This is a genomic window from Microbacterium sp. AC145 (assembly GCF_979258505.1).
In genome coordinates, this window is the sequence record NZ_OZ409859.1 from 2191456 (window position 1) to 2211569 (window position 20114).

Annotated in this window: 18 protein-coding genes and 1 pseudogene; 10 read left to right on the forward strand and 9 right to left on the reverse strand. The window is 67.9% G+C overall.

The window, feature by feature from the left end:
* Positions 1-2: 2 nt before the first annotated feature.
* Positions 3-590 carry a phosphoribosylglycinamide formyltransferase gene (gene purN / locus ACZZZN_RS10635; protein WP_463505120.1) on the reverse strand — a complete coding sequence of 196 codons (588 nt, stop codon included), beginning with the start codon at positions 588-590 and terminating at the stop codon, positions 3-5.
* A gap of 43 nt (positions 591-633) precedes the next feature.
* Complete coding sequence (locus ACZZZN_RS10640) at positions 634-2046, reverse strand: cell division protein PerM (RefSeq protein WP_463505121.1); 1413 nt, start codon at positions 2044-2046, stop codon at positions 634-636.
* A 92-nt stretch (positions 2047-2138) separates the two neighbouring features.
* On the opposite strand from ACZZZN_RS10640, the gene ACZZZN_RS10645 reads away from it, so the two are divergent.
* Together ACZZZN_RS10645 and ACZZZN_RS10650 are read left to right on the forward strand one after the other, a co-directional pair.
* Positions 2139-3557, forward strand: a complete 1419-nt coding sequence (locus ACZZZN_RS10645; RefSeq protein ID WP_463505122.1) for an NCS2 family permease — start codon at positions 2139-2141, stop codon at positions 3555-3557.
* Between the two features lie 123 nt (positions 3558-3680).
* A complete protein-coding gene (locus ACZZZN_RS10650; protein ID WP_463505123.1) occupies positions 3681-4601 on the forward strand; it encodes a homocysteine S-methyltransferase family protein in 921 nt (306 codons plus the stop codon).
* 18 nt (positions 4602-4619) lie between these two features.
* Here ACZZZN_RS10650 and ACZZZN_RS10655 read toward each other — a convergent pair whose 3' ends face one another.
* The 3 genes from ACZZZN_RS10655 to sucC form a co-directional block, all read right to left on the reverse strand.
* Entirely contained in the window at positions 4620-5030 is a 411-nt protein-coding gene (locus ACZZZN_RS10655) for a hypothetical protein (protein ID WP_463505124.1), read from the reverse strand.
* Between the two features lie 151 nt (positions 5031-5181).
* Positions 5182-6084: a succinate--CoA ligase subunit alpha gene (gene sucD / locus ACZZZN_RS10660; protein WP_463505125.1), complete on the reverse strand. Its 903-nt coding sequence runs from the start codon at positions 6082-6084 to the stop codon at positions 5182-5184.
* A gap of 27 nt (positions 6085-6111) precedes the next feature.
* Positions 6112-7278, reverse strand: a complete 1167-nt coding sequence (gene sucC, locus ACZZZN_RS10665; RefSeq protein ID WP_463505126.1) for an ADP-forming succinate--CoA ligase subunit beta — start codon at positions 7276-7278, stop codon at positions 6112-6114.
* 187 nt (positions 7279-7465) lie between these two features.
* Here sucC and ACZZZN_RS10670 point away from each other — a divergent pair, with 187 nt between their 5' ends.
* Both ACZZZN_RS10670 and ACZZZN_RS10675 read left to right on the forward strand, forming a co-directional pair.
* A complete protein-coding gene (locus ACZZZN_RS10670; RefSeq protein ID WP_463505127.1) occupies positions 7466-8128 on the forward strand; it encodes a TetR/AcrR family transcriptional regulator in 663 nt (220 codons plus the stop codon).
* 73 nt (positions 8129-8201) lie between these two features.
* A pseudogene (locus ACZZZN_RS10675) lies at positions 8202-9436 on the forward strand (acyl-CoA dehydrogenase family protein).
* Positions 9437-9497: 61 nt separating this feature from the next.
* Here ACZZZN_RS10675 and ACZZZN_RS10680 read toward each other — a convergent pair.
* The gene (locus ACZZZN_RS10680; RefSeq protein WP_463505128.1) at positions 9498-9983 is read right to left on the reverse strand and encodes a hypothetical protein; all 486 of its coding nucleotides are present in this window, start codon (positions 9981-9983) and stop codon (positions 9498-9500) included.
* Positions 9984-10024: 41 nt separating this feature from the next.
* Here ACZZZN_RS10680 and ACZZZN_RS10685 point away from each other — a divergent pair, with 41 nt between their 5' ends.
* Positions 10025-11476, forward strand: a complete 1452-nt coding sequence (locus ACZZZN_RS10685; RefSeq protein WP_463505129.1) for a phytoene desaturase family protein — start codon at positions 10025-10027, stop codon at positions 11474-11476.
* Between the two features lie 59 nt (positions 11477-11535).
* On the forward strand, positions 11536-12579 hold the full coding sequence (locus ACZZZN_RS10690; RefSeq protein ID WP_463505130.1) for an ATP-dependent DNA ligase: 1044 nt from the start codon (positions 11536-11538) through the stop codon (positions 12577-12579).
* 3 nt (positions 12580-12582) lie between these two features.
* Here the strand turns inward: ACZZZN_RS10690 and ligD are convergent, their stop codons facing one another.
* Genes ligD through ACZZZN_RS10705 form a run of 3 tightly spaced genes read right to left on the reverse strand, consistent with a single transcriptional unit; the run spans position 12583 to position 17364 of the window.
* Positions 12583-13653, reverse strand: coding sequence for a non-homologous end-joining DNA ligase (gene ligD, locus ACZZZN_RS10695; protein WP_463505131.1), 1071 nt, complete (start codon positions 13651-13653; stop codon positions 12583-12585).
* A 55-nt stretch (positions 13654-13708) separates the two neighbouring features.
* On the reverse strand, positions 13709-14872 hold the full coding sequence (locus ACZZZN_RS10700; RefSeq protein WP_463505132.1) for an SseB family protein: 1164 nt from the start codon (positions 14870-14872) through the stop codon (positions 13709-13711).
* Positions 14873-14898: 26 nt separating this feature from the next.
* Positions 14899-17364 carry an ATP-dependent helicase gene (locus ACZZZN_RS10705; RefSeq protein WP_463505133.1) on the reverse strand — a complete coding sequence of 822 codons (2466 nt, stop codon included), beginning with the start codon at positions 17362-17364 and terminating at the stop codon, positions 14899-14901.
* Between the two features lie 157 nt (positions 17365-17521).
* Between ACZZZN_RS10705 and ACZZZN_RS10710 the strand changes: the two genes are divergently transcribed.
* The 4 genes from ACZZZN_RS10710 to ACZZZN_RS10725 are packed head-to-tail and all read left to right on the forward strand — an operon-like array spanning position 17522 to position 20112.
* Positions 17522-17830 carry a hypothetical protein gene (locus ACZZZN_RS10710; protein WP_463505134.1) on the forward strand — a complete coding sequence of 103 codons (309 nt, stop codon included), beginning with the start codon at positions 17522-17524 and terminating at the stop codon, positions 17828-17830.
* 2 nt (positions 17831-17832) lie between these two features.
* Entirely contained in the window at positions 17833-19143 is a 1311-nt protein-coding gene (locus tag ACZZZN_RS10715) for a hypothetical protein (RefSeq protein ID WP_463505135.1), read from the forward strand.
* The gene (locus ACZZZN_RS10720) at positions 19133-19699 is read left to right on the forward strand and encodes a hypothetical protein (RefSeq protein WP_463505136.1); all 567 of its coding nucleotides are present in this window, start codon (positions 19133-19135) and stop codon (positions 19697-19699) included. The genes ACZZZN_RS10715 and ACZZZN_RS10720 overlap by 11 nt, the downstream gene beginning before the upstream one ends.
* 11 nt (positions 19700-19710) lie before the next feature.
* Positions 19711-20112: a YbaB/EbfC family nucleoid-associated protein gene (locus ACZZZN_RS10725; RefSeq protein ID WP_463505137.1), complete on the forward strand. Its 402-nt coding sequence runs from the start codon at positions 19711-19713 to the stop codon at positions 20110-20112.
* Positions 20113-20114 lie beyond the last annotated feature (2 nt).

A 20114-nucleotide genomic window follows, 5' to 3' on the forward strand; every position in this document is an offset into this window, starting at 1 on the left:
GGTCAGGATGCTGCCGACAGCGCCAGCTCGCCGGTCGCGATGCGGCGCACCACGTCGATGAGCAGTCGGCGTTCGACAGGCTTGATGCGCTCGTGCAGAGTGTGCTCGGTGTCGCCGTCGAGGACCGACACCCGCTCCTGCGCCAGGATCGGTCCGGTGTCGACGCCGTCGTCGACGACGATCACGCTGGCACCCGTCTCGGAGACACCTGCGGCGAGCGCGTCGCGCACGCCGTGGGCCCCGGGGAACTCCGGCAGGTACGCGGGATGCGTGTTGATGAGACGCGGCGAGAGGTCTCCGACGAGTCCGGCGGGAAGAAGGCGCATCAGGCCGCTGAGCACGACGAGGTCGGCGTTCCAGACGGCGAGCTGTCGACCCAGCTCCTGACCCCAGGCCTCGCGGGACTCGTGCTCATGCCACGGAACCGTGAAGCTCGGGATGCCGAACTCCTCTGCATGAGCGAGTCCGTCGGCTTCGCGATCGGCACCGACGACCACCACCCGCGCAGGAAAATCGGGGTGACGAGCGGCCTCGAGGAGGGCGCGAAGGTTCGAGCCGGTGCCCGAGATGAGAACGGCGACCGTGAGCACGCGCCCAGTCTACCGGGGCTTCAGAGATGCCCCGACCCGCATGTCAGTCGCGCGGATCTTCGGTGTCGCGGCGCCCGGACGCGTATCCGGGGAGATCGTCGAGGGGTGCGGTGTCGTCTGCGGAGGGGGCAGTGCCGTACCCCGATGCCGCAGGGTCGCCGGGCAGTGCGGGCACGGTCTCTCGATCGCTCGTTCCCACGAGATCGGATGCCGACATCTCGGCGATCCAGCGATCGGTGCGCTCCTCCGCGAGCTCATCGCGGTTGCGTGGTGACAGCAGCAGGATGGCGGCCCCGAGAAGCACTTCGCCTCCGAGCGCCAGGGCGAACGGCAGCACCGATGGTCCGGCCTCCGCCAGCCTTCCCGGCCCGAGCGAACCGCTTGCCAGCAACGCCGCGACGGCGGCCGTGCCCGCGGTGAGCGCGCCGATGCCGAGTGCGATCACCGCGCGTTGTGCCGTGCCGAGAGGCGTTCCCTCCCACACCAGACGAGAGCGCACCGCCCAGCCCGCGAACGCTCCGGCTCCGATCGGGACGATCACGACGACCAGCATCCAGATCGACGATCCCTCGGGGAGCAGACCGAACACGGGAATGCCGGGAATCACCCCCAGCTGAGTGCCTGCCGGCGAGACCGCGGTCCCGACTCCGACGGCGAACCCCGGCCCGGCGAGCCACGATGCCGCCCACACCAGGAGCGTCGGCAGGTACGCCAGATGTCCGAGCGTGATCACCGTCGCCCCGAGCGCGTCCACGCGCGCGGCCTGGAAGAGCGCGACGACCTCGCCGCCACGCACGATCGTCGCGACAGCGAGGGCGACGGCCGAGACCGCCGTGACGGCGAGCACGGCGAACGCCGCACCGCGCACCGCGGCCGCCGGCACCGGCGCCCACTCGCCCCAGGAGTCGAAGAGGTCGTGCACGCGGTCGATGAGGCCCCCGTCGCCGTCCTCCCATATGGCCCTGACCGAGCCGCACAGCGCCCCCACCAGGTAGACCGAGGTCGGGAGGATGATCGCGGGCATGATCGGCACCTGTGCGTCTTCGAGGTGCGACGTCAGCGCGACGAGCGTCGCGATCGCGGCGAATGCGGCGGTACCCGCGAGTGTGCCGAGCAGCCACGCGCCCGCACGGGCCGCCCGTGCGCCCGAGCGCGCGGCGAAGAGCAGGGTGAAGATCAGGAAGGCGAGCGGTGCGACGGAGAGCGTGAACGTGGCAGCGGCCGGGGCGACGCCTGTCGCACGCAGCACCTCGGTGGAGATCTCGACGCTCAGCGGTGCACCGTGCCCGAACTGCCATAGGGTTCCGGCCAACGGCCACAGAGCACCCCAGTCGGCCGTCGCACCGAAGGCGAGCGTCCACAGGAGGGTCAGCGGAGCCAGGAGGACGACGAGTCCCACGGCCGCGGCGATGGCGGCGTCGAAGGCGGCGAGGAGCGCGACGAGGAGGCGTTGCATATCGATTCGAGACTACGACGAGAAGCCCGTGGGACCCCTGGGGACGCGCGCGACGTGGGCGACACGATATCGTCTCCTGCGGAGGTTTCCCGATGACAACTGCCCCGTCCCCCACACCGTCCAAGGCCGAACCCACGAACGCCCTGGACCGCTTCTTCGAGATCAGCAAGCGCGGATCCACGATCGGCACCGAGATCCGAGGGGGTCTGGTGACCTTCGTCACGATGGCCTACATCGTGATCCTCAACCCGATCATCCTGTCGACGCCCGACGTCGACGGCAACACCCTCGCCGGCACCGCCGTCGCCGCCGCCACCGCGCTGACCGCCGGTGTCATGACGATCCTCTTCGGCCTGATCACCCGCCTGCCGTTCGCCTTCGCGGCCGGCCTGGGTATCAACGCCTTCATCGCGTTCTCGGTCGTCGGCACGGTGACCTGGCCCGAAGCCATGGCGCTCGTGATGATCAACGGTGTCATCATCGTCCTGCTCGCTGCGACCGGCCTGCGGAAGATGATCTTCGATGCCGTCCCCGTGCAGCTCAAGCTCGCCATCACCGTCGGCATCGGTCTGTTCATCGCCTTCATCGGCTTCGTGAACGCCGGCTTCGTCACCGCGACCGGCAACGCATCCCCGCCGGTCGACCTCGGCATCGGCGGATCCGTCGCATCGATCCCGACCCTGCTCTTCGTGATCACGCTCCTGCTCGGCGGCGTGCTCACCGCACTGCGCGTGAAGGGGGCGATCCTCATCGCCCTGGTCGGCGGCACCGTGCTCGGTGCGATCGCCAACCTGATCTGGCCGTTCGGTCTCGACTTCGGCTTCACCGGTGCGATCGTCGGTCTTCCCGACCTCAGTCTCGTCGGACAGGTCGACTTCGGATTCGACCTGCAGAAGGTCAGCGTCGTCGCCCTCGTGATGTTCGTCTTCACCCTGCTGTTCTCGAACTTCTTCGACGCCATGGGAACCATGACGGGCCTCGCGAAAGAAGCAGATCTGGCTGACGAGAAGGGCGACTTCCCCCGCATCAAGTCCGCCCTGGTCGTCGAGGGCATCGGCGCGATCGCCGGTGGTGGCACCTCGTCGTCGTCCGCCACCGTGTTCGTCGAGTCCGGCGCCGGCATCGGCGAGGGGGCACGCACCGGTTTCGCCACCGTCATCACGGGTGCGATGTTCCTCGTCGCGATGTTCTTCACGCCGCTCACTTCGCTCGTGCCGGGAGCTGTCGCAGCGGCCGCTCTCGTGCTCGTCGGAGCGCTCATGCTCGCCCAGATCAAGAACATCGACCTGAGCGACTTCCGTGTGCTGCTGCCGGTGTTCCTCACGGCGACCGTCATGCCGATGACCTACTCGATCGCTAACGGCATCGGTGCGGGCTTCATCAGCTGGATCGTCGTGAACGCCTTCTCCGGCAGGGCCAAGACCATCCACCCGCTGCTCTGGGCGGTGGGTGTCGGCTTCGTGATCTTCTTCGCCCGCGGGCCGATCGAAGCACTGTTCGGCGTCGCCTGAGCCGAGCCGAGAACGACAGAGGGGCGGATGCGAGATGCATCCGCCCCTCTGTCGTGTGCGGGACCCGTGGCGCCGCCCTTCGCGCAGTGCTAGACCGGAAGCACCCGAGGAGAGCAGGCACCGATGTCCGCGTCCACCGTTCCCGTCCGACACGTCACCGACGGCGGCCTGGAGACCGATCTGATCTTCCACCACGGCGTCGATCTTCCCGACTTCGCCGCTTTCGTGCTGCTCGATGATGACGATGGCCGCCGGACACTGAGGGAGTACTACCTCGGCTATGTCGAGATCGCCCGGATGCATCACGCCGCGCTGCGCCTCGAGACGCCCACCTGGCGAGCCAGTGCCGACTGGGGTGCTCGGCTCGGGTACGACGCCGATGCGCTGCGCCGGATCAACGTCGACGCGGTGAGGCTGCTACAGCAGATCGCGGCCGAGTCCGGTCTGGCTGCAGTGCGGATCGTGGGGATGCTCGGTCCTCGGGGCGACGGCTACCGTTCGGGAGCGTGGGACCCGGACACCGGACCCGACGACGCCTGTCGCTATCACCGTGATCAGGTCCGCGCTCTCGCCGACGCTGGCGTGGATGCGATCGCGGCCTACACGCTCACGGATGCTGCCGAAGCGCGCGGCGTCGTCCGCGCTGCGCGTGCGTCCGGCGTGGACGTCGAGATCTCGTTCACCGTCGAGACCGACGGACTGCTCGCGTCTGGTCGCACACTCGCATCGACGATCGCCGAGGTGGATGCGTCGGATCCGCCCGACGGCTACTTCCTCAACTGCGCTCACCCGGATCACTTCGGACGGGCTCTGGATGCCGACACCGCACCGCGCATCGTCGGCATCCGCCCCAATGCGTCCCGCCTCTCGCACGCAGAGCTCGACGAGTCCGAGATCCTCGACGACGGCGACCCCGTCGAACTGGCCGAGCGCGTGACCGCGCTCCTCGAGCGGATGCCGTCGGTGCAGGTCATCGGAGGATGCTGCGGCACCGACTCACGCCACGTCGCGGCGATCTGGGAGCGACTCGCTGCATCGAGATGAGTCCGAGACGCGCTGAAGTCACCGCAGTGGGCTCAGGCCGACGGGTGGTGGCGCGTCCGCCGCGAGGAGTCGGCGTTGTCTCGAGAGCTGCCGCTCCAGCACGATGCTGCCGATGATGAACGGCAGTGGCGCCAGGGTCCAGATGACGCCGTGACCGCCACTCAGCATCATCACGATCACCAGAGCCACCCAGAGCACGGAGATGGCCCAGAAGCCGGTGGTGATGAGGCGCCCTCTTCGGACGATCCGTGTGCCGGTCTGGTGCCAGTCCGCACCGCCCCTCGCCCGGACCACGACGTCATCACCCCACGCCTGACCGTTCCACCAGCGGATCATCGAGGGCTTGAGCGAGATCACGTACCACCCCGGCGGCGTCGTGTGCGGTGCAGCTCCGAGTGCCGGGTCACCAGGCGTAGACGGCGAGGTCATTCCAGCCTCCTGCTCCGTGATCGAATCGTGTACCGATCATGCCATGCATGCAGACGCAGAGAAGGCCCCGGAGTGGAGTCCAGGGCCTTCTCTTACAGTGTAGCGCTTAGAGCGACTCGTCGCTGCGCTCCTCGCTCAGTAACCGGTCGGCCTAGAGCCCCTCGATCACGGCACGCATCAGGGCGGCGGTCTCGGACGGCGTCTTGCCGACCTTGACTCCGGCGGCCTCGAGGGCCTCCTTCTTCGCCTGAGCGGTGCCCGCAGAGCCCGAGACGATGGCGCCGGCGTGGCCCATGGTCTTGCCCTCGGGTGCAGTGAAGCCGGCGACGTAGCCGACGACCGGCTTGGTGACGTGGGCCTTGATGTACTCGGCCGCACGCTCTTCGGCGTCGCCGCCGATCTCACCGATCATGACGATCGCCTTGGTCTCGGGGTCTGCCTCGAACGCGGCCAGCGCGTCGATGTGCGTCGTGCCGATGACCGGGTCGCCGCCGATGCCGATGGCGGTCGAGAAGCCGAGGTCGCGCAGCTCGAACATCATCTGGTAGGTCAGGGTGCCCGACTTCGACACGAGGCCGATGGGTCCCTTGCCGGTGATGTTCGCCGGCGTGATGCCGACGAGCGCCTCACCGGGGGTGATGATGCCGGGGCAGTTCGGCCCGATGATGCGGGTCGTGTTGCCCTTGCTCTGCGCGTAGGCCCACGCCTCGGCCGAGTCGCCCACGGGGACGCCCTCGGTGATGACGACGAGCAGCGGGATCTCGGCGTCGATGGCCTCGATCATCGCGTCCTTCGTGAACGCGCCCGGAACGAAGGCGATCGACACGTCTGCGCCGGTCTCCTTCATGGCCTCGGCGACCGAGGCGAAGACGGGGAGCTCGACGGCGTTGCCGTCCTTGTCGGTGTGCGAGACCGTGGTACCGGCCTTGCGGGCGTTCACGCCACCGACGACCTGGGTGCCGGCCTTCAGCATGAGTGCCGTGTGCTTGGTGCCCTCGCCGCCGGTGATGCCCTGGACGATGACCTTGGAGTCCTTGTTGAGGTAGATCGACATTTCTCTAGTCCTTGTGTCTCTCTGCGATCAGGCGTTGGCGAGTTCGGCGGCCTTGTCGGCGCCCTCGTCCATGGTGCTGGCGAGCGTGACGAGCGGGTGCGCGTACTCGGCGAGGATCGCGCGACCCTCGTCGACGCGGTTGCCGTCGAGACGAACGACGAGCGGCTTGGAGGCCGTGCTGCCGAGGGTCTCGAGAGCGCCCTTGATTCCGTTGGCGACGGCGTCGCACGCCGTGATGCCGCCGAAGACGTTCACGAACACGCTCTTGACCTGCGGGTCGCCGAGGATGACGTCGAGGCCTGCGGCCATGACCTCAGCCGAGGCGCCGCCGCCGATGTCGAGGAAGTTGGCGGGCTTGACGCCGTTGTGGTTCTCACCGGCGTAGGCGACGACGTCGAGCGTCGACATGACGAGTCCTGCACCGTTGCCGATGATGCCGACCTCGCCGTCGAGCTTCACGTAGTTCAGGCCACTCTTCTTGGCCTTGGCCTCGAGGGGGTCGGCTGCGTCCTTGTCTTCGAGCGCCTCGTGCTCCGGGTGACGGATCTCAGAGGCGTTGTCGTCGAGCGTGACCTTGCCGTCGAGAGCGATGATGTCGCCCTCTTCGGTGCGGACCAGCGGGTTGACCTCGACCAGCGTCGCGTCTTCGCCCTTGTAGACGTCGAAGAGCTTGACGAAGACGTCGGAGACCTTCTCGATGAGTTCTTCGGGGAAGTTGGCGGCGCGAGCGATCTCGACGGCCTTCTCCTTGTCGATACCCGTGAGCGGGTTGACCTCGACGCGTGCGAGAGCCTCGGGGCGCTCGACCGCGAGCTCCTCGATCTCCATGCCGCCCTCGACCGAGCAGAGGCTCAGGTAGGAGCGGTTGGCGCGGTCGAGCAGCACGGAGAAGTAGAACTCCTCGGCGATGCGCGCACCCTGCGCGACCATGACGCGCTTGACGACGTGGCCCTTGATGTCGAGACCGAGGATCGCCTTCGCGGCCTCGTATGCCTCATCGGGGGTCTTCGCGACCTTGACGCCACCCGCCTTGCCGCGACCACCGGTCTTCACCTGGGCCTTGACGACGACGACGCCGCCGATCTTCTCAGCGGCTGCCTTCACCTCCTCAGGGGTGTCGGCGACGATGCCGGCGAGAACCGGCACTCCGTACTTCTCGAAAACGTCTCGTGCCTGGTACTCGTACAGATCCACTGTGGTTCCTTCACTGGGCTGCTGTCTGGTAATTCTCTCGATGTCGAGACATCGACCAGTCGCCCAGCCTACTACCTCGAACTGAACGCTCCCGGCGGCTGTGGATGGCTCGCGAGCAGGTTCGAGCGCCTCACGTGCGCTCGAAACCCGACGACACGTCGGCGTTGCCGCCGTCTAGGCTCATCCCATGCACGAATCCGCAGAACTGCGCACCGGCGTCGTGGCCGCTGCGCTCGAGCTCTTCGCGTCGCAGGGCTTCGACCAGACCTCCGTCGAGCAGATCGCCAAGGCGGCCGGTGTCTCCCGCTCGACGTTCTTCCGCCAGTTCGGCGGGAAGGAAGACGTCGTCTTCGCCGACCACGAGGTGCTGCTCGATCAGCTGCGGACGTTCCTCGCCGAGGGGCACGACGATCCCTGGGGTGCGGTGTGCGCGGCATCCGAATCGGTGTTCGCCCACTTCGCGCACGATCCCGAGCTCGCCCGTCGGCGCTACCAGATCGTGCGTCAGGTGCCGGTGCTCCGCGAGCGCGAGATCATCACCGTCTTCCGGTACGAGCGACTCTTCGACGATTACCTGCGCAGTTCGCTTCCCGGCATCGATCCCCTCGACGCCGTCGGCTTCTCCGCGCTCGTGACCGCGGTGCACAACCATGTGCTCCGGCAGCTGCTGCGGGGCACCAAGAAGGTTCCGCTCTCGACACTGCACACCGCGCTCGCGGACGTGCGCCGACGCTACGGCGTGCCGTCCGACGCGGTGACGGAAGCGCCCGACGACGTCGTCGTCGCGGTCTTCCCGCGATCGATGCCGATCGCTGAAGTCACGAGGCGGCTGCGTTCGCAGATCGGCTGATCACTCACGCGACTCCAGAGTCGTGGGACTGAGTATCGAGGAGTACGATACCTAGTGCCACGAAGGAGTCACCATGAGCACCGCAGCCTCCCCCTTCCCCGGCGAGCGCGTCTCGTCGTACGACATCACCGGGCGACAGGACAGCGACTATTACGCCGTCTTCGCCGACATCCCCGACGCCGATCGCTCTGCCTGGGATCGTGCGAAGGCGTACATCGACGAGGTCGGGCCGCAGATGGCGGACGCCTGGGACCGCGCCGAATACCCTCTCGACGCCGCCCGCCGCATGGGCGAGATGGATCTCGTGGTCGACGGCATCGAGCATCCGTCACTCACCCGACTCTCCCCCTCGCCGCCGGCCTCGTGAACATGGAGATCTCTCGCGGCGACGGGTCGCTGGGCACCGTGCTCGCCGTGCAGGGCGGGCTGGCGCTGCGCACCCTCGCGCTCTTCGGTTCGGATGAGCAGCAGGCGACCTGGCTCACCGCACTCGCAGACGGCTCGGTGTTCGGCTCGTTCGCCCTCACGGAGCCCGATCACGGATCGGACTCCGTCTCACTGGAGACGGTGGCCCGACGCGACGGCGATGAGTGGGTCATCCGCGGCACGAAGAAGTGGATCGGCAACGGAGCATCCGGCGGCATCACCTTCGTGTGGGCGCGCGTCGACGACGAGACGGCCCCCGAGCACGGTGCCGTGCGTTGCTTCCTCGTCGAACAGGAGACCCCGGGCTACACCGGCACCGCGATCCGCGGCAAGGCCTCGCTGCGCGCCATCCATCAGGCGCACATCGTGCTCGACGACGTTCGTGTGCCGCTCGACGCGGTGCTCCCTGGGACGAAGAGCTTCAAGGACGCCTCGATCGTGCTCTACGCGACCCGCTCAGGCGTGGCCTGGTCTGCGCTCGGTCATGCCACCGCCTGCTACGAGGCCGCCCTCGCGTACTCGAAGGAGCGGATCCAGTTCGGCAAGCCGCTGGCGAAGTTCCAGATGGTGCAGGAGCGCCTGACCCACATGCTCGAGGACCTCACCGCGATGCAGCTCTACTGCCGTCGTCTCGCAGATCTCGAGTCAGCGGGCGAGCTGCGCCCCACGCAGGCGTCACTGGCGAAGTTCCACAACACGCGCGCGGCGCGGCGCGTGGCGTCGATCGCCCGCGACCTGCTCGGCGGCAACGGCATCCTGCTCGAGAACGGCGTGATGCAGCACATGGCCGACATCGAGGCGATCCACACCTACGAGGGCACCGAGAGCGTGCAGGCTCTTCTGCTCGGACGCGACATCACCGGGATGAGCGCCTTCGCCTGACCTCGACCGAGGACGACCGCGGGCGACTCTCCCGAATCGCTCACGATGCCGCTCGCGCGGCTCAGTCGCAGCCGCAGCCGCCGGCGGGCGTCTTCACCATGAAGCAGACGTCGCACACGCCGTAGTCGCGTTCGATGAGCTTCGGAGCGCGCTGCGCCCTCGGAGCCGCTGCGACGCGTGGTGTCGTCGAGCGCTTCGCCTTCACCGGCGCGATGGGGCGGAACTCGCTCGGGTGCGTGACGTAGAAATACGGCGCACGCCCCTCGCTCGGACGCAACCGCAGCGGCGTCGAGCCGACCATCACGACCTCATCCTCGGCGAAGCCGTTGGTGTAGGTCTTCCCGATGTGCAGGGCGGTGCCCCCGCCACGGCGGATCGCTTCGATGTAGCGGCCGCGGTCGATGTAGGAGGAGATGCCGACGGCATCCATGATCCCCGCGATGAACTCGTGGTTCTCGACGGCGATGCGGTGCGCGCGGAGCGCCTCCGCGAGGGTGCGGTACGGACGGGAATTGCCTGTGGGGGTAGGGCCCTGGACTTCGTTCATCACTTCAAGGATCTCACGCTCAGACGTGGAAGACTGGCCGCATGGCACGCGCGACGATCATCGGGTCCGGTCCGAACGGCCTCGCGGCCGCCGTGGCACTCGCCCGCGCCGGCTACGAGGTGCGTGTGCTCGAGGCCGCCGACACCATCGGCGGAGGTCTTCGGACAACCGCATCGACGCTCCCGGGTTTCGTGCACGACGTCTGCGCCGCGGTGCTGCCATCGTCTCTGACGTCTCCGTTCTTCCAGGCGTTCGGCCTCGCCGAGCGGGTCGAGTGGATTCACCCGGACATCTCGTACGCGCACCCGCTCGACGGAGGCAGGGCTGCAGTGGCCTGGCGCGACATCGAGCGCACCGCCGCGAGCCTCGGCGTCGACGAGCGCGCGTGGCTCGCACTGCTGCGCCCGCTCAGCACCCACATCGACGGGGTCGTCGACTTCACGGGCAACCAGATGCTGCGGATGCCGCGGGACCCCCTGACCGCGTTGCGCTTCGCCCTGCGGATGCTCGACCAGGGCACGTCCCTGGCTGCCCGCACCTTCCGCACAGAAGAGGCAGCCGCTCTCATCGCGGGTGTTCTCGCGCATCCGCCGACTCCGCTGCCCACGCTCGCCGGCGCCGCAGCCGGTCTCCTGCTCGCCGCCGAAGGTCACGCAGACGGCTGGATGTACCCGCGCGGTGGCGCACAGCGCATCGCGGACAGCCTCGTGGCGGACCTCGAGACGCACGGCGGAGCGGTCGAGCCGGGCAGGCACATCGAGGATCTCCGGACATTGGACTGGGGGGACCCCGACCGAGGCGACCTACTGCTGCTCGACACATCGCCGAGACTGCTGCTCACCCACCCCGACATCCCGGCGCGCTATGCGAGAGCTATCCGGCACTTCCGCTACGGACCAGGCGCCGCGAAGGTCGACTTCGCGCTCGACGGACCGATCCCCTGGGACAACGCGGAGGTCGCTCTCGCCCCCACCGTGCACATCGGGGGCACCAGAGCGGAGGTCTGGGAGAGCGAGAACGCCGTCGCTCGTGGCCGGATCAGCGATCGGCCGTACGCGCTCACGGTGCAGCCTTCGATCTTCGATCCCACCCGCGCGCCCGACGGCAAGGCGGTGCTGTGGGCGTACATCCACGTGCCGCACGGGTCGGACTTCGACGCCACCGAGCTGATCACCCGTCAGGTCGAGCGCTTCGCCCCCGGATTCCGCGATCTGATCCTGGCGCATCACTCGGTGCCCGCGTCGTCTCGCGAGGCGATCAATCCGTCGGAGATCGGCGGCGACATCCTGGGCGGTGCGTTCACGATCCCTCAGGCCATCCGCCGCCCCGTGCTGAGCACCGCTCCATGGCGCACACCGATGCGCGGTGTCTATCTCGCCTCGGCGTCGACCCCGCCCGGCCCCGGCGTCAACGGCATGGCCGGTTGGCACGCCGCCCGCACCGCTCTGAAGGATGCAGGCACCCGGGTGACCCTCGACGACCTGTTCGGCTGACACGCGTTCGCGAGCGACACCCCCTTCTGTCGCGGCGCCACCACCGCCAGGATGGACGCATGCGCTATGAGATCCCGTCCCCGATGCTGGCGAAGGCGGCAGCATCCGTACCCGACCCCGCCAAAACGACGGGCGGACTGCTGTTCGAGCCGAAGTGGGACGGATTCCGCGGACTGATCTCCTGGGACGGCGAGACGGTCGAGATCGGATCACGCGGGGCGAAGCCCCTGACCCGCTACTTCCCCGAGCTCGTCGAGGCGATCCCCCGGGTGCTGCCGGGGCCCTGCCTGCTCGACGGCGAGATCGTGGTCGCGACCGGCCCCGACGGCGCCCAGCGACTGGACTGGGAGGCGCTGAGCCAGCGCATCCACCCCGCGGCATCGCGGGTGACGAAGCTCGCCGCCGAGACCCCGGCGATGTTCATCGCCTTCGACCTGCTCGCCCTCGGCGACGACGATCTGCTGGGCGCTCCGTTCGCTGAACGACGCGAACGCCTCGAGTCGCTGATGGTCGATGTCGAGCATCCGCTGCACATCACCCGTACGACACGCGACCGCGACGCAGCTGTGCGCTGGCTGGCCGAGTTCGAAGGCGCAGGCCTCGACGGTGTCGTCGCGAAGCCGCTCGACCAGCCGTACGCCCCGGGCAAGCGCACCCTCGTGAAGATCAAGCACGCGCGCACCGCCGACGTCGTCGCCCTCGGCTACCGGATCCACAAGTCGGGTTCGGGGGTCGGCTCGCTGCTGGTGGGCCTCTACGACGCAGACGGGAACCTGCGTCAGGTCGGTGGCGTCGCCGCCTGGAGCGACAAGCGGCGCGCAGAGCTCGTCGACGAGCTCGCACCGCTGGTCGCACGCGACGACGACGGCGAAGCACTCACCGCCGCCGGTGAGCGCTCACGATTCAGCGGCGCGAAGGACGTGTCGTTCGTGCGGCTGCGTCCCGAGCTCGTGCTCGAGGTGCGCTATGACCAGCTCGAGGGGGCACGTTTTCGACACACCGTGCAGTTCGAGCGCTGGCGCCCTGATCGCGACGCGCGGTCGTGCACGTACGACCAGCTCGACACCGTGGCGGGGTACGACCTCGCCGATGTCATCGGCTGACGCTCACTCGTCGGCCGGGTCGCCGTTCTCATCCCAGTGCGCCGCCACCTTCTTGCTGGGCTGCACACGCGGCGGCTCACCCGGCATCTTCGGAAACTCCGGCGGGAACGACAGCTCCCCGAGCCCGGCTGCTCTGTCGCGCTCCCACCATGCGAGCAGAGTGTCGATCCGCCCCGGCGCCCTCTGCATGCCCGCCCACGGATCGCCGACCTCTTCGAGGCGCTTCGGGATGCTGCGCACGGTGAAACGCGCAGGATCGAGGCCCTCGAGCTCATCCCAGTGCACCGGGGTCGAGACGGAGGCGCCGGGAAGCGCCCGCGGGCTGTATGCGCCCGCCATGGTTCGATCCCTGTTCGCCTGGTTGAAGTCGATGAAGACGCGCTCTCCCCGTTCTTCCTTCCACCAGCTCATGGTGACCTGCTCGGGCATTCGCCGCTCGAGCTCGCGCCCAGCCGCGATCACGGCGTGACGGACGTCGAGGAACTCGTGCTCCGGCTCGATCGGGGCGAAGACGTGCAGCCCCCGATTGCCGCTCGTCTTGACGAACGCCGTGAGTCCGACCTCGCGCAGCACCTCACGGAGCGCCAGGGCCGCAGACACGGCGTCATCGAAGCCCGTTCCCGGCTGCGGATCGAGGTCGATGCGCAGCTCGATCGGGTTGTCCGGCTCCGAGGCGAGCGATGCCCACGGATGGAACACGATCGTGTTCATCTGCGCCGCCCACACGATCGCACTCGGTCGGGTGAGAACGATCTGCGGATGCCGACGCCCACTGTTGTAGGTGACCGTCACCGCGTCGACGTAATCGGGAGTGCCCTTCGGCGGGTTCTTCGAGAAGAACCCCTCGGGTTTCTTGCCGGAGGCCGAGCCGACCCCGTCGCGAAACCTCTCGAGCGACACCGGACGGTCGCCGTTCGCCTCGAGGAACGGCGCGCTCACCACTTGGAAGTACTCGGCGAGCTCGGCCTTGGTGATGCCGACGTCTGGCCAGATCACCTTGCCAGGACTCGAGAGCACGACCTCGCGCTCAGCGTCGGGATCGACGACGGTCAGCGTGACGCGCTCGGATGCCATGCTCCGACCTTAGGGCGCGCATCTGACCGACGGAACCCCGGTCAGCGGCCAGCGGTCAGTCGTCGAGATCGATCGCGAGGATCAGCACGGCGCTGAGCGAATCGCGCTCGACGACCATCGTGGGTCCCGCGGGATCCACGATCACACCGGCCATCTCGGAGTGGGTCGACAGCAGCTTCGCGAGTTGGAGCGGCTCGAAAGGCAGCGGACGATCGCCACGACCGAGGGCGATGACCTCGAGGGGATGCGAGAAGAGCTGCAGGAATCGCTTGCCGTCGGGAGTCTGGGCCTCGGCGATGCCGACCTGCCCCGAGCCCGCACCGTCGTTCACCGCGACCCACATGCGCTTCGCTGCGAGCGCCTCGCCGAGCTTGACCGCCGAGTCCTGCTGAGGAGGGGTCGCGATGATCGACTTCGCCGTCATATCGGGGTCGGCTTGCTCGAGTGTCTTCTGCAACAGCTCGGTCGGGAAGACGACACGGTGCGGCGCCGACGCGTTGTCGACGATGAGACCGGCGAACTCGCCGGCCACGACCTGCTGGAACACCGAGGTCACCGGCTGCGCGACGGCCGACGTCGCCGTCGGGTCCTTCTCGAGCTGCACGGAGTCGCGCACGGCGGCAGCCGAGCTGAACCCCAGCATGAACTGGCGCTCACCATCACGCACGACGGCCACCGACAGCGGCTTGCCCTCACTGATCTGAGCGCGCGCATCACCGTTCACGCGGATGTACAGGTGGCCCTGGAGGGCCTGACGGAGAACGCCGAGGAGCTGCTCGTTGGTCGCGCCCTTCTCGATCTCGGTCAGGGCTTCGCGCAGCAGGACGTTGTCCTTCATGCCGGGGACCGTCTCGGTCGGCTCCGGCGGTGTCGCGGCAGCGAGCGGAAGTCGTCGCTCACCGGAGGGCTGCGCGGCGGGAGCGGCAGGTCCTGCGGGAACAGCTGCCGGGCCGGTGGCCGCCGCGGCGGGCGCGGTCTGGTTCGCCGCTGCAGGCTCAGGATCTGTGAGCGACACCTCGGGACCAGCCTGTGCTCCCACGCCCCGGAATGCCTGAACGGAGATGCCGATCGTGGGGGCCGCGTCGGCGGGGGCCCCCTCGTTCGCGGGCTCCGTCGCTGCGGCCGGAGCGGATTCGTCGTTCGATTCGACGTTCTCGTTCTCAGTCGGATCGGTGACGGCGTCGTCAGCGGACTTCTTGCGGCGGGAGAACAGGGCCATATGGATCAGCCTAACCCTCGAAACCTCTAGATCTTCTCGATGGGAGCGACCTTGATCAGCAGCTTCTTCTGTCCGGCCGAGTCGAACCGCACATGGGCGATGCGCTTCGCACCCTCTCCGGTGACCGCATCGACACGCCCCTCACCGAAGTCCGAGTGGCGGATGCGGTCTCCGACGGCCAGTTCGAGGTCGCCGTTGTCGCGCATCTTCGCCGTGACGCGGTTGGGGAACTTGTCCATCGCGGTCGACAGCGGCTTGAGAGAGTCCCGGCCCGGAAGCTGCTTGACTCCGAATCTGTCACCGGATCCCGATCCCCCGAATCCGCCCGGACGCCGCGCGTTCAGGGCACGGGACTGGGCACCGCCTCGCGAGTTCACGTCTCCGGGCGACTGGCGCCAGTCGATGAGACCGGCGGGGATCTCCTGCAGGAAGCGGCTCGGCATGGCCACCGAGACCTCGCCGAACTGAGCCCTGGTCATGGCGAGCGAGAGGTGCAGACGCTTGCGGGCGCGGGTGATGCCGACGTAGAACAGACGACGCTCTTCCTGCGGACCTCCCGGCTCACCGGCCGAGATGCGGTGCGGGATCAGATCCTCTTCGACGCCTGTCACGAAGACCGCGTCGTACTCGAGGCCCTTGGCGGTGTGCATCGTCATGAGCGACACGGACCCCGACTCGTCATCGAGGTCATCGGCGTCGGAGACGAGCGCCACCTCGGTGAGGAAGTCGACGATGGTGCCTTCGGGGTTGTTCCGCGCGAAGTCCCGCGCGACGGCGACGAACTCGTCGAGGTTCTCGACCCGAGCCTCGTCCTGAGGATCGCGGCTCGCGCGCAGCGCGTCGAGGTAGCCGCTCTTCGAGAGCAGCACACTGAGTCCGTCGGCCACGGTGGTGGGCGCCGGCAGCTCTCCCGATGCCGGGAGCATGATCTCGGTCGCCTCCGCGAGCACGGCATCGAGGTGTGCGATCGCGCCTTGGATCTTCGGCCCGAATCCGAGCTGATCGGACACCGAGAGCGCCTGACGGAAGGTGATGCCGTGCTCTTCGGCGAATCTCGCGATCGCGGTCTCGCTGACATCGCCGATGCCGCGCCGAGGCTTGTTCAGGATTCGGCGCACGGCCATCTCATCGGCCGGGTTGGCGACCGCGACCAGATAGGCCAGCGCGTCTTTGATCTCGGCCCGCTCGTAGAACTTGGTGCCGCCCATGATCTTGTAGGGCACGGCCGAGCGGATGAAGATCTCCTCGAGTGCTCGCGACTGCGAGTTCGTGCGATAGAACACGGCCATCTCGGAGTACGGGAAGCCGGCGCGGCGCAGCGATTCGACCTCGTCCGCGACGAACTGCGCCTCATCGTGCTGCGAGTAGCCCGTGAAGCCGATGATCTTGTCGCCGTCGCCCTTGTCGCTCCAGAGCTTCTTGTCCTTGCGATCGAAGTTGTTGCCGATCACGGAGTTCGCTGCGGACAGGATGTTCTGCGTCGAACGATAGTTCTGCTCGAGCAGCACCACCCGAGCCCCGGGGAAGTCTCGCTCGAACTCGCTGATGTTGCGGATGTCGGCGCCGCGGAAGGCGTAGATCGACTGGTCGGAGTCACCGACGACAGTCAGCGACGCTCCACCCACCTGGGCCTCTGAGCCTGCCGAGGGGTCGGGCTCGAAGATCATCATGCCGTTCGACGCGTAGGGGTCGGGAGCATCTCCGGAGACGGGTCGCGTCAGTTCGTGGATGAGCGCATACTGCGCGTGGTTGGTGTCCTGGTACTCGTCGACGAGGATGTGGCGGAAGCGCCGACGGTAGGTGTCGGCGACCTGAGGGAACGCCCGGAACAGATAGACCGTCTGACCGATCAGATCGTCGAAGTCGAAGGCATTGGCCTTCTGCAGCTGACGCTGGTAGTCGGCGAAGAGCTCGACGAAGATGCGCTCGGCGGGATCCGACATGTTGGCCTGGCGCGCATATCCTTCGGCATCCGAGAGCTCGTTCTTGAGCTTCGAGATACGAGACTGCACGGCCCCCGGCGTCAGACCGTAGGCGTCGGCCTCATGCTCTTTGACGAGCCTCTTGATGAGGGCCCGTGAGTCGCCCGAGTCGTAGATCGTGAACGACTTCGTGAATCCGAACTGCTCGGCCTCGCGCCGGAGGATGCGCACGCACGCAGAGTGGAACGTCGAGATCCACATGCCTCTGGCGGCATCGCCGATGATCGCTTCGACGCGCTCCCTCATCTCGCCCGCCGCCTTGTTCGTGAAGGTGATGGCGAGGATCTGGCTGGGCCATGCCTCTCGTGCGCGCAGCAGCGACGCGATGCGGCGTGTGAGCACGCTCGTCTTGCCCGAACCGGCGCCGGCGACGATGAGCAACGCCGGGCCGCGGTAGGTGACGGCTTCGAGCTGCTGCGGATTGAGACCGGCGAGGAGGTCGTCCTGATCCGGTGCACCGGCGGAGCGAGGGCCGACGGTTCCGGGCACGATGAGGGGGGCTTCTGACATGGCCCTATGAGTCTAGGCTGAGGCGCCGACATCGCGGTGTGGGGTCGCCGGCGGGATCGCAGACTTGGCTCACCGCCGTCGCCGACCTATCGTTGACGAAGCACGTCGGCCCGCAGCTCTGCGGAGAGACGGTTGATTCGAGGGGGAGCTCGACCTGATGGCTGCGATCGAAGTCCACAGCGACGCATATGAGGCGGCTCGCGCCGCACTGACCGAGGCGGCGGCGAAGCTCGCCGCGTCGCGCAACAGCATCTCTTCCGCCGTGCCGAGCATGGCGTTCGGCCCGATCGGGGCCTTCATCCCTCCGGTCCTCAACTCGATCGGCGGACTGGTCGAAGGCGCAGCCGGGTTCGTCGGCACCGTCTCGCAGCGCACGGCAGACGGTGTGCAGAAGGCCGAAGAGGGCTTCACGACGGTGGACGACACCGGGCGCGCAGATCTCGACCGCATCGCGTCGGAGATCTGACGGTGAGCATCGCAGTGCTGCCCGAGGCAGACAGCGCAGCCTCCGCCCTGGGGTCCGGCAGCTGGAGCAGTCAGCTCCCTCCGGCCGGCGCCGGCGGCGACGACTGCGGCGGTGGGCTGAGCGGCTTCGCGTCGGAGATCATGCGGTTCGTCCAGCCGCTCGAGCAGCTGCTCGAGCAGGTGACGGGTGACCCCGCCGGTCTGTACCAGGCATCCCACGCGTGGGAGACATATGCCGGAGACGTGCAGTCGACCTCAGAGCTCTACCAGCGCGCGGTGACCCAGATCGGCGGGCAGGTGCAGGGCCTGACGGCCGTCGTCATCGAGGGCGCGCTGAATGTGCTCTCCGCGGCGACCCATTCGATCGCCGACTGGTCGAAGGTGATGAGCCAGGCGCTCCAGCTGTGCGTGCGAGCCGTCGAGATCATGCGCTCGCTCGTGTGCGCCGGGTTCGAACTGCTCTCGACCGTCGGCGGCGGCATCAAAGACCTCCTGTTCGGGAGCTGGCCGTGGGAGCTCGACAAGAAGGCGCAGGTCATCCAGGACTTCGCCGACAACTGCGCGCAGGTCGTGTCCGAGGCGACCTCGAACATCGACCGCGCACTGCAGGCGCTTCGCGAGATGCTGCGGCTCGCCACCGACCTCTACCGGGCGATCATCCCCTTCCACCAGAAACTCGAGGACCTTCTCGGCGCGCTCCTCGAGCAGTTCCCTCCCGGCACGCTCCTGGGGCCCTTCGGCGGACTCCCCGGGCTGATCCCGCCCGGCGAGCTGGGAGACACCTACAACCCCGGGCCCACGCCGTATCCGGGTTCGGATCACGAGATCCGCGGCGACTACGAACTGGGCTACTCCCATCAGTTCGACCTCGGCACCACAGACATGACCACAGAGCAGCTGAACGAGATGCTGAGGCAGGAGTTCGGTCACGTCTTCCTCCCCTCCCGCGAGGGCGACAACTCGCAGCTCAACATGCAGCTCACCGAAGAGGACCAGACCATCCAGACCTCCCTCTTCGGGATGGGCATCCCCGGAGTCACCGCGGGAGACATCATCGTGCAGCAGATCACTGACGACGGCTTCGTGATCGCCGCTCAGCCGGGGCATCCGGAGCATCCCGGCGAAGTCGCCTTCCGCCTGCGCAATGTCGACGGACGCGGAGTCTTCGAGGTCACCGGCGCGTACGACTCGACGATCCTCGAGACATTGGGCTTCCCCGGCAACACCAACCCGGCGTATGCGGGCATCTCCGACGTGAGCATCTGGGCCGACATGCAGTACCGACTCGAGGACATGATGAACTATGGCCGCTAGACGCTCGCTCGCCGTCTCCGCCCTCGCCGTGAGCGTGCTCGCCCTCGCAGGGTGCGGGATCGGAGCCGGGGGCTCGCAGAGCGACATCCCGCACGACGCGCCGTCGGGCGGTCAGACGTTGTCGGAGATGCGCGAGTCGCTGGAGGCCCTCCCCGGCATCGTGGTCGCCGACATCGCCGGCGGGCAGAAACCGAACATCAAGGGCAACACCGGGTACGCGATCGGGCTCGAGGTCGAACCCGGCTACGCGATCGCCGACGGTGCCGCGCTGGTCGACTTCGTGATGGCGTCGGTCTGGTCGGTGCGCGAGGGCTACATGCCCAATGCGCGAATCGACATCAGGGTGCGGGTCTCGTCGAGCGAGGGCTTCGATGTGGGGGCCGCTGCGGCACAGGCCGGCTGGGCACGCGAATCCGTATCGTCGCCGAGGGCGTACAGCACGGCGGCCATCGACCTCGCTGAGAGCAAGGACCAGGGCGTGCGCAACCTCGAGCGGCTCGGTCCATGGCCGGGCGATGTGCCCGTGGCCCCCACCGGCGTGACCGTTCAGGAATGAGGGAGGACCACATGGACGACAGCACATTCGGTATCGACGAGGGATTCGCCGCAGCGCGGAGGCAGCTCGACGACATCAACCGCCAGGCCCAGCAGAACCAGGCGCGCGCACAGGCTCTCGCGACGGATGTCGAGACCCTCGTCGAGTCCGCGCAGAGCCCTCGCGGCGAGGTCACCGTGCGCGCGAAGGTCGGCGGAAAGCTCGCGGGGTTGGAGTTCGGGGCTTCGGCCGAAGCGCTCACGCTGCAGGCCCTCGCCCAGGTGACACTCGAGACGATCGCTCAGGCGCAGCACAACGCGATGTCGGCTCTCGCCGCTCGCAGCGCCGAGCTCTTCGGCCCCGAATCCGACATCGCGACGAGTCTGAAGTCGGATGCTCGACGCGGCTACCCCTCCCCCGGCCTGGAGAACTGAGC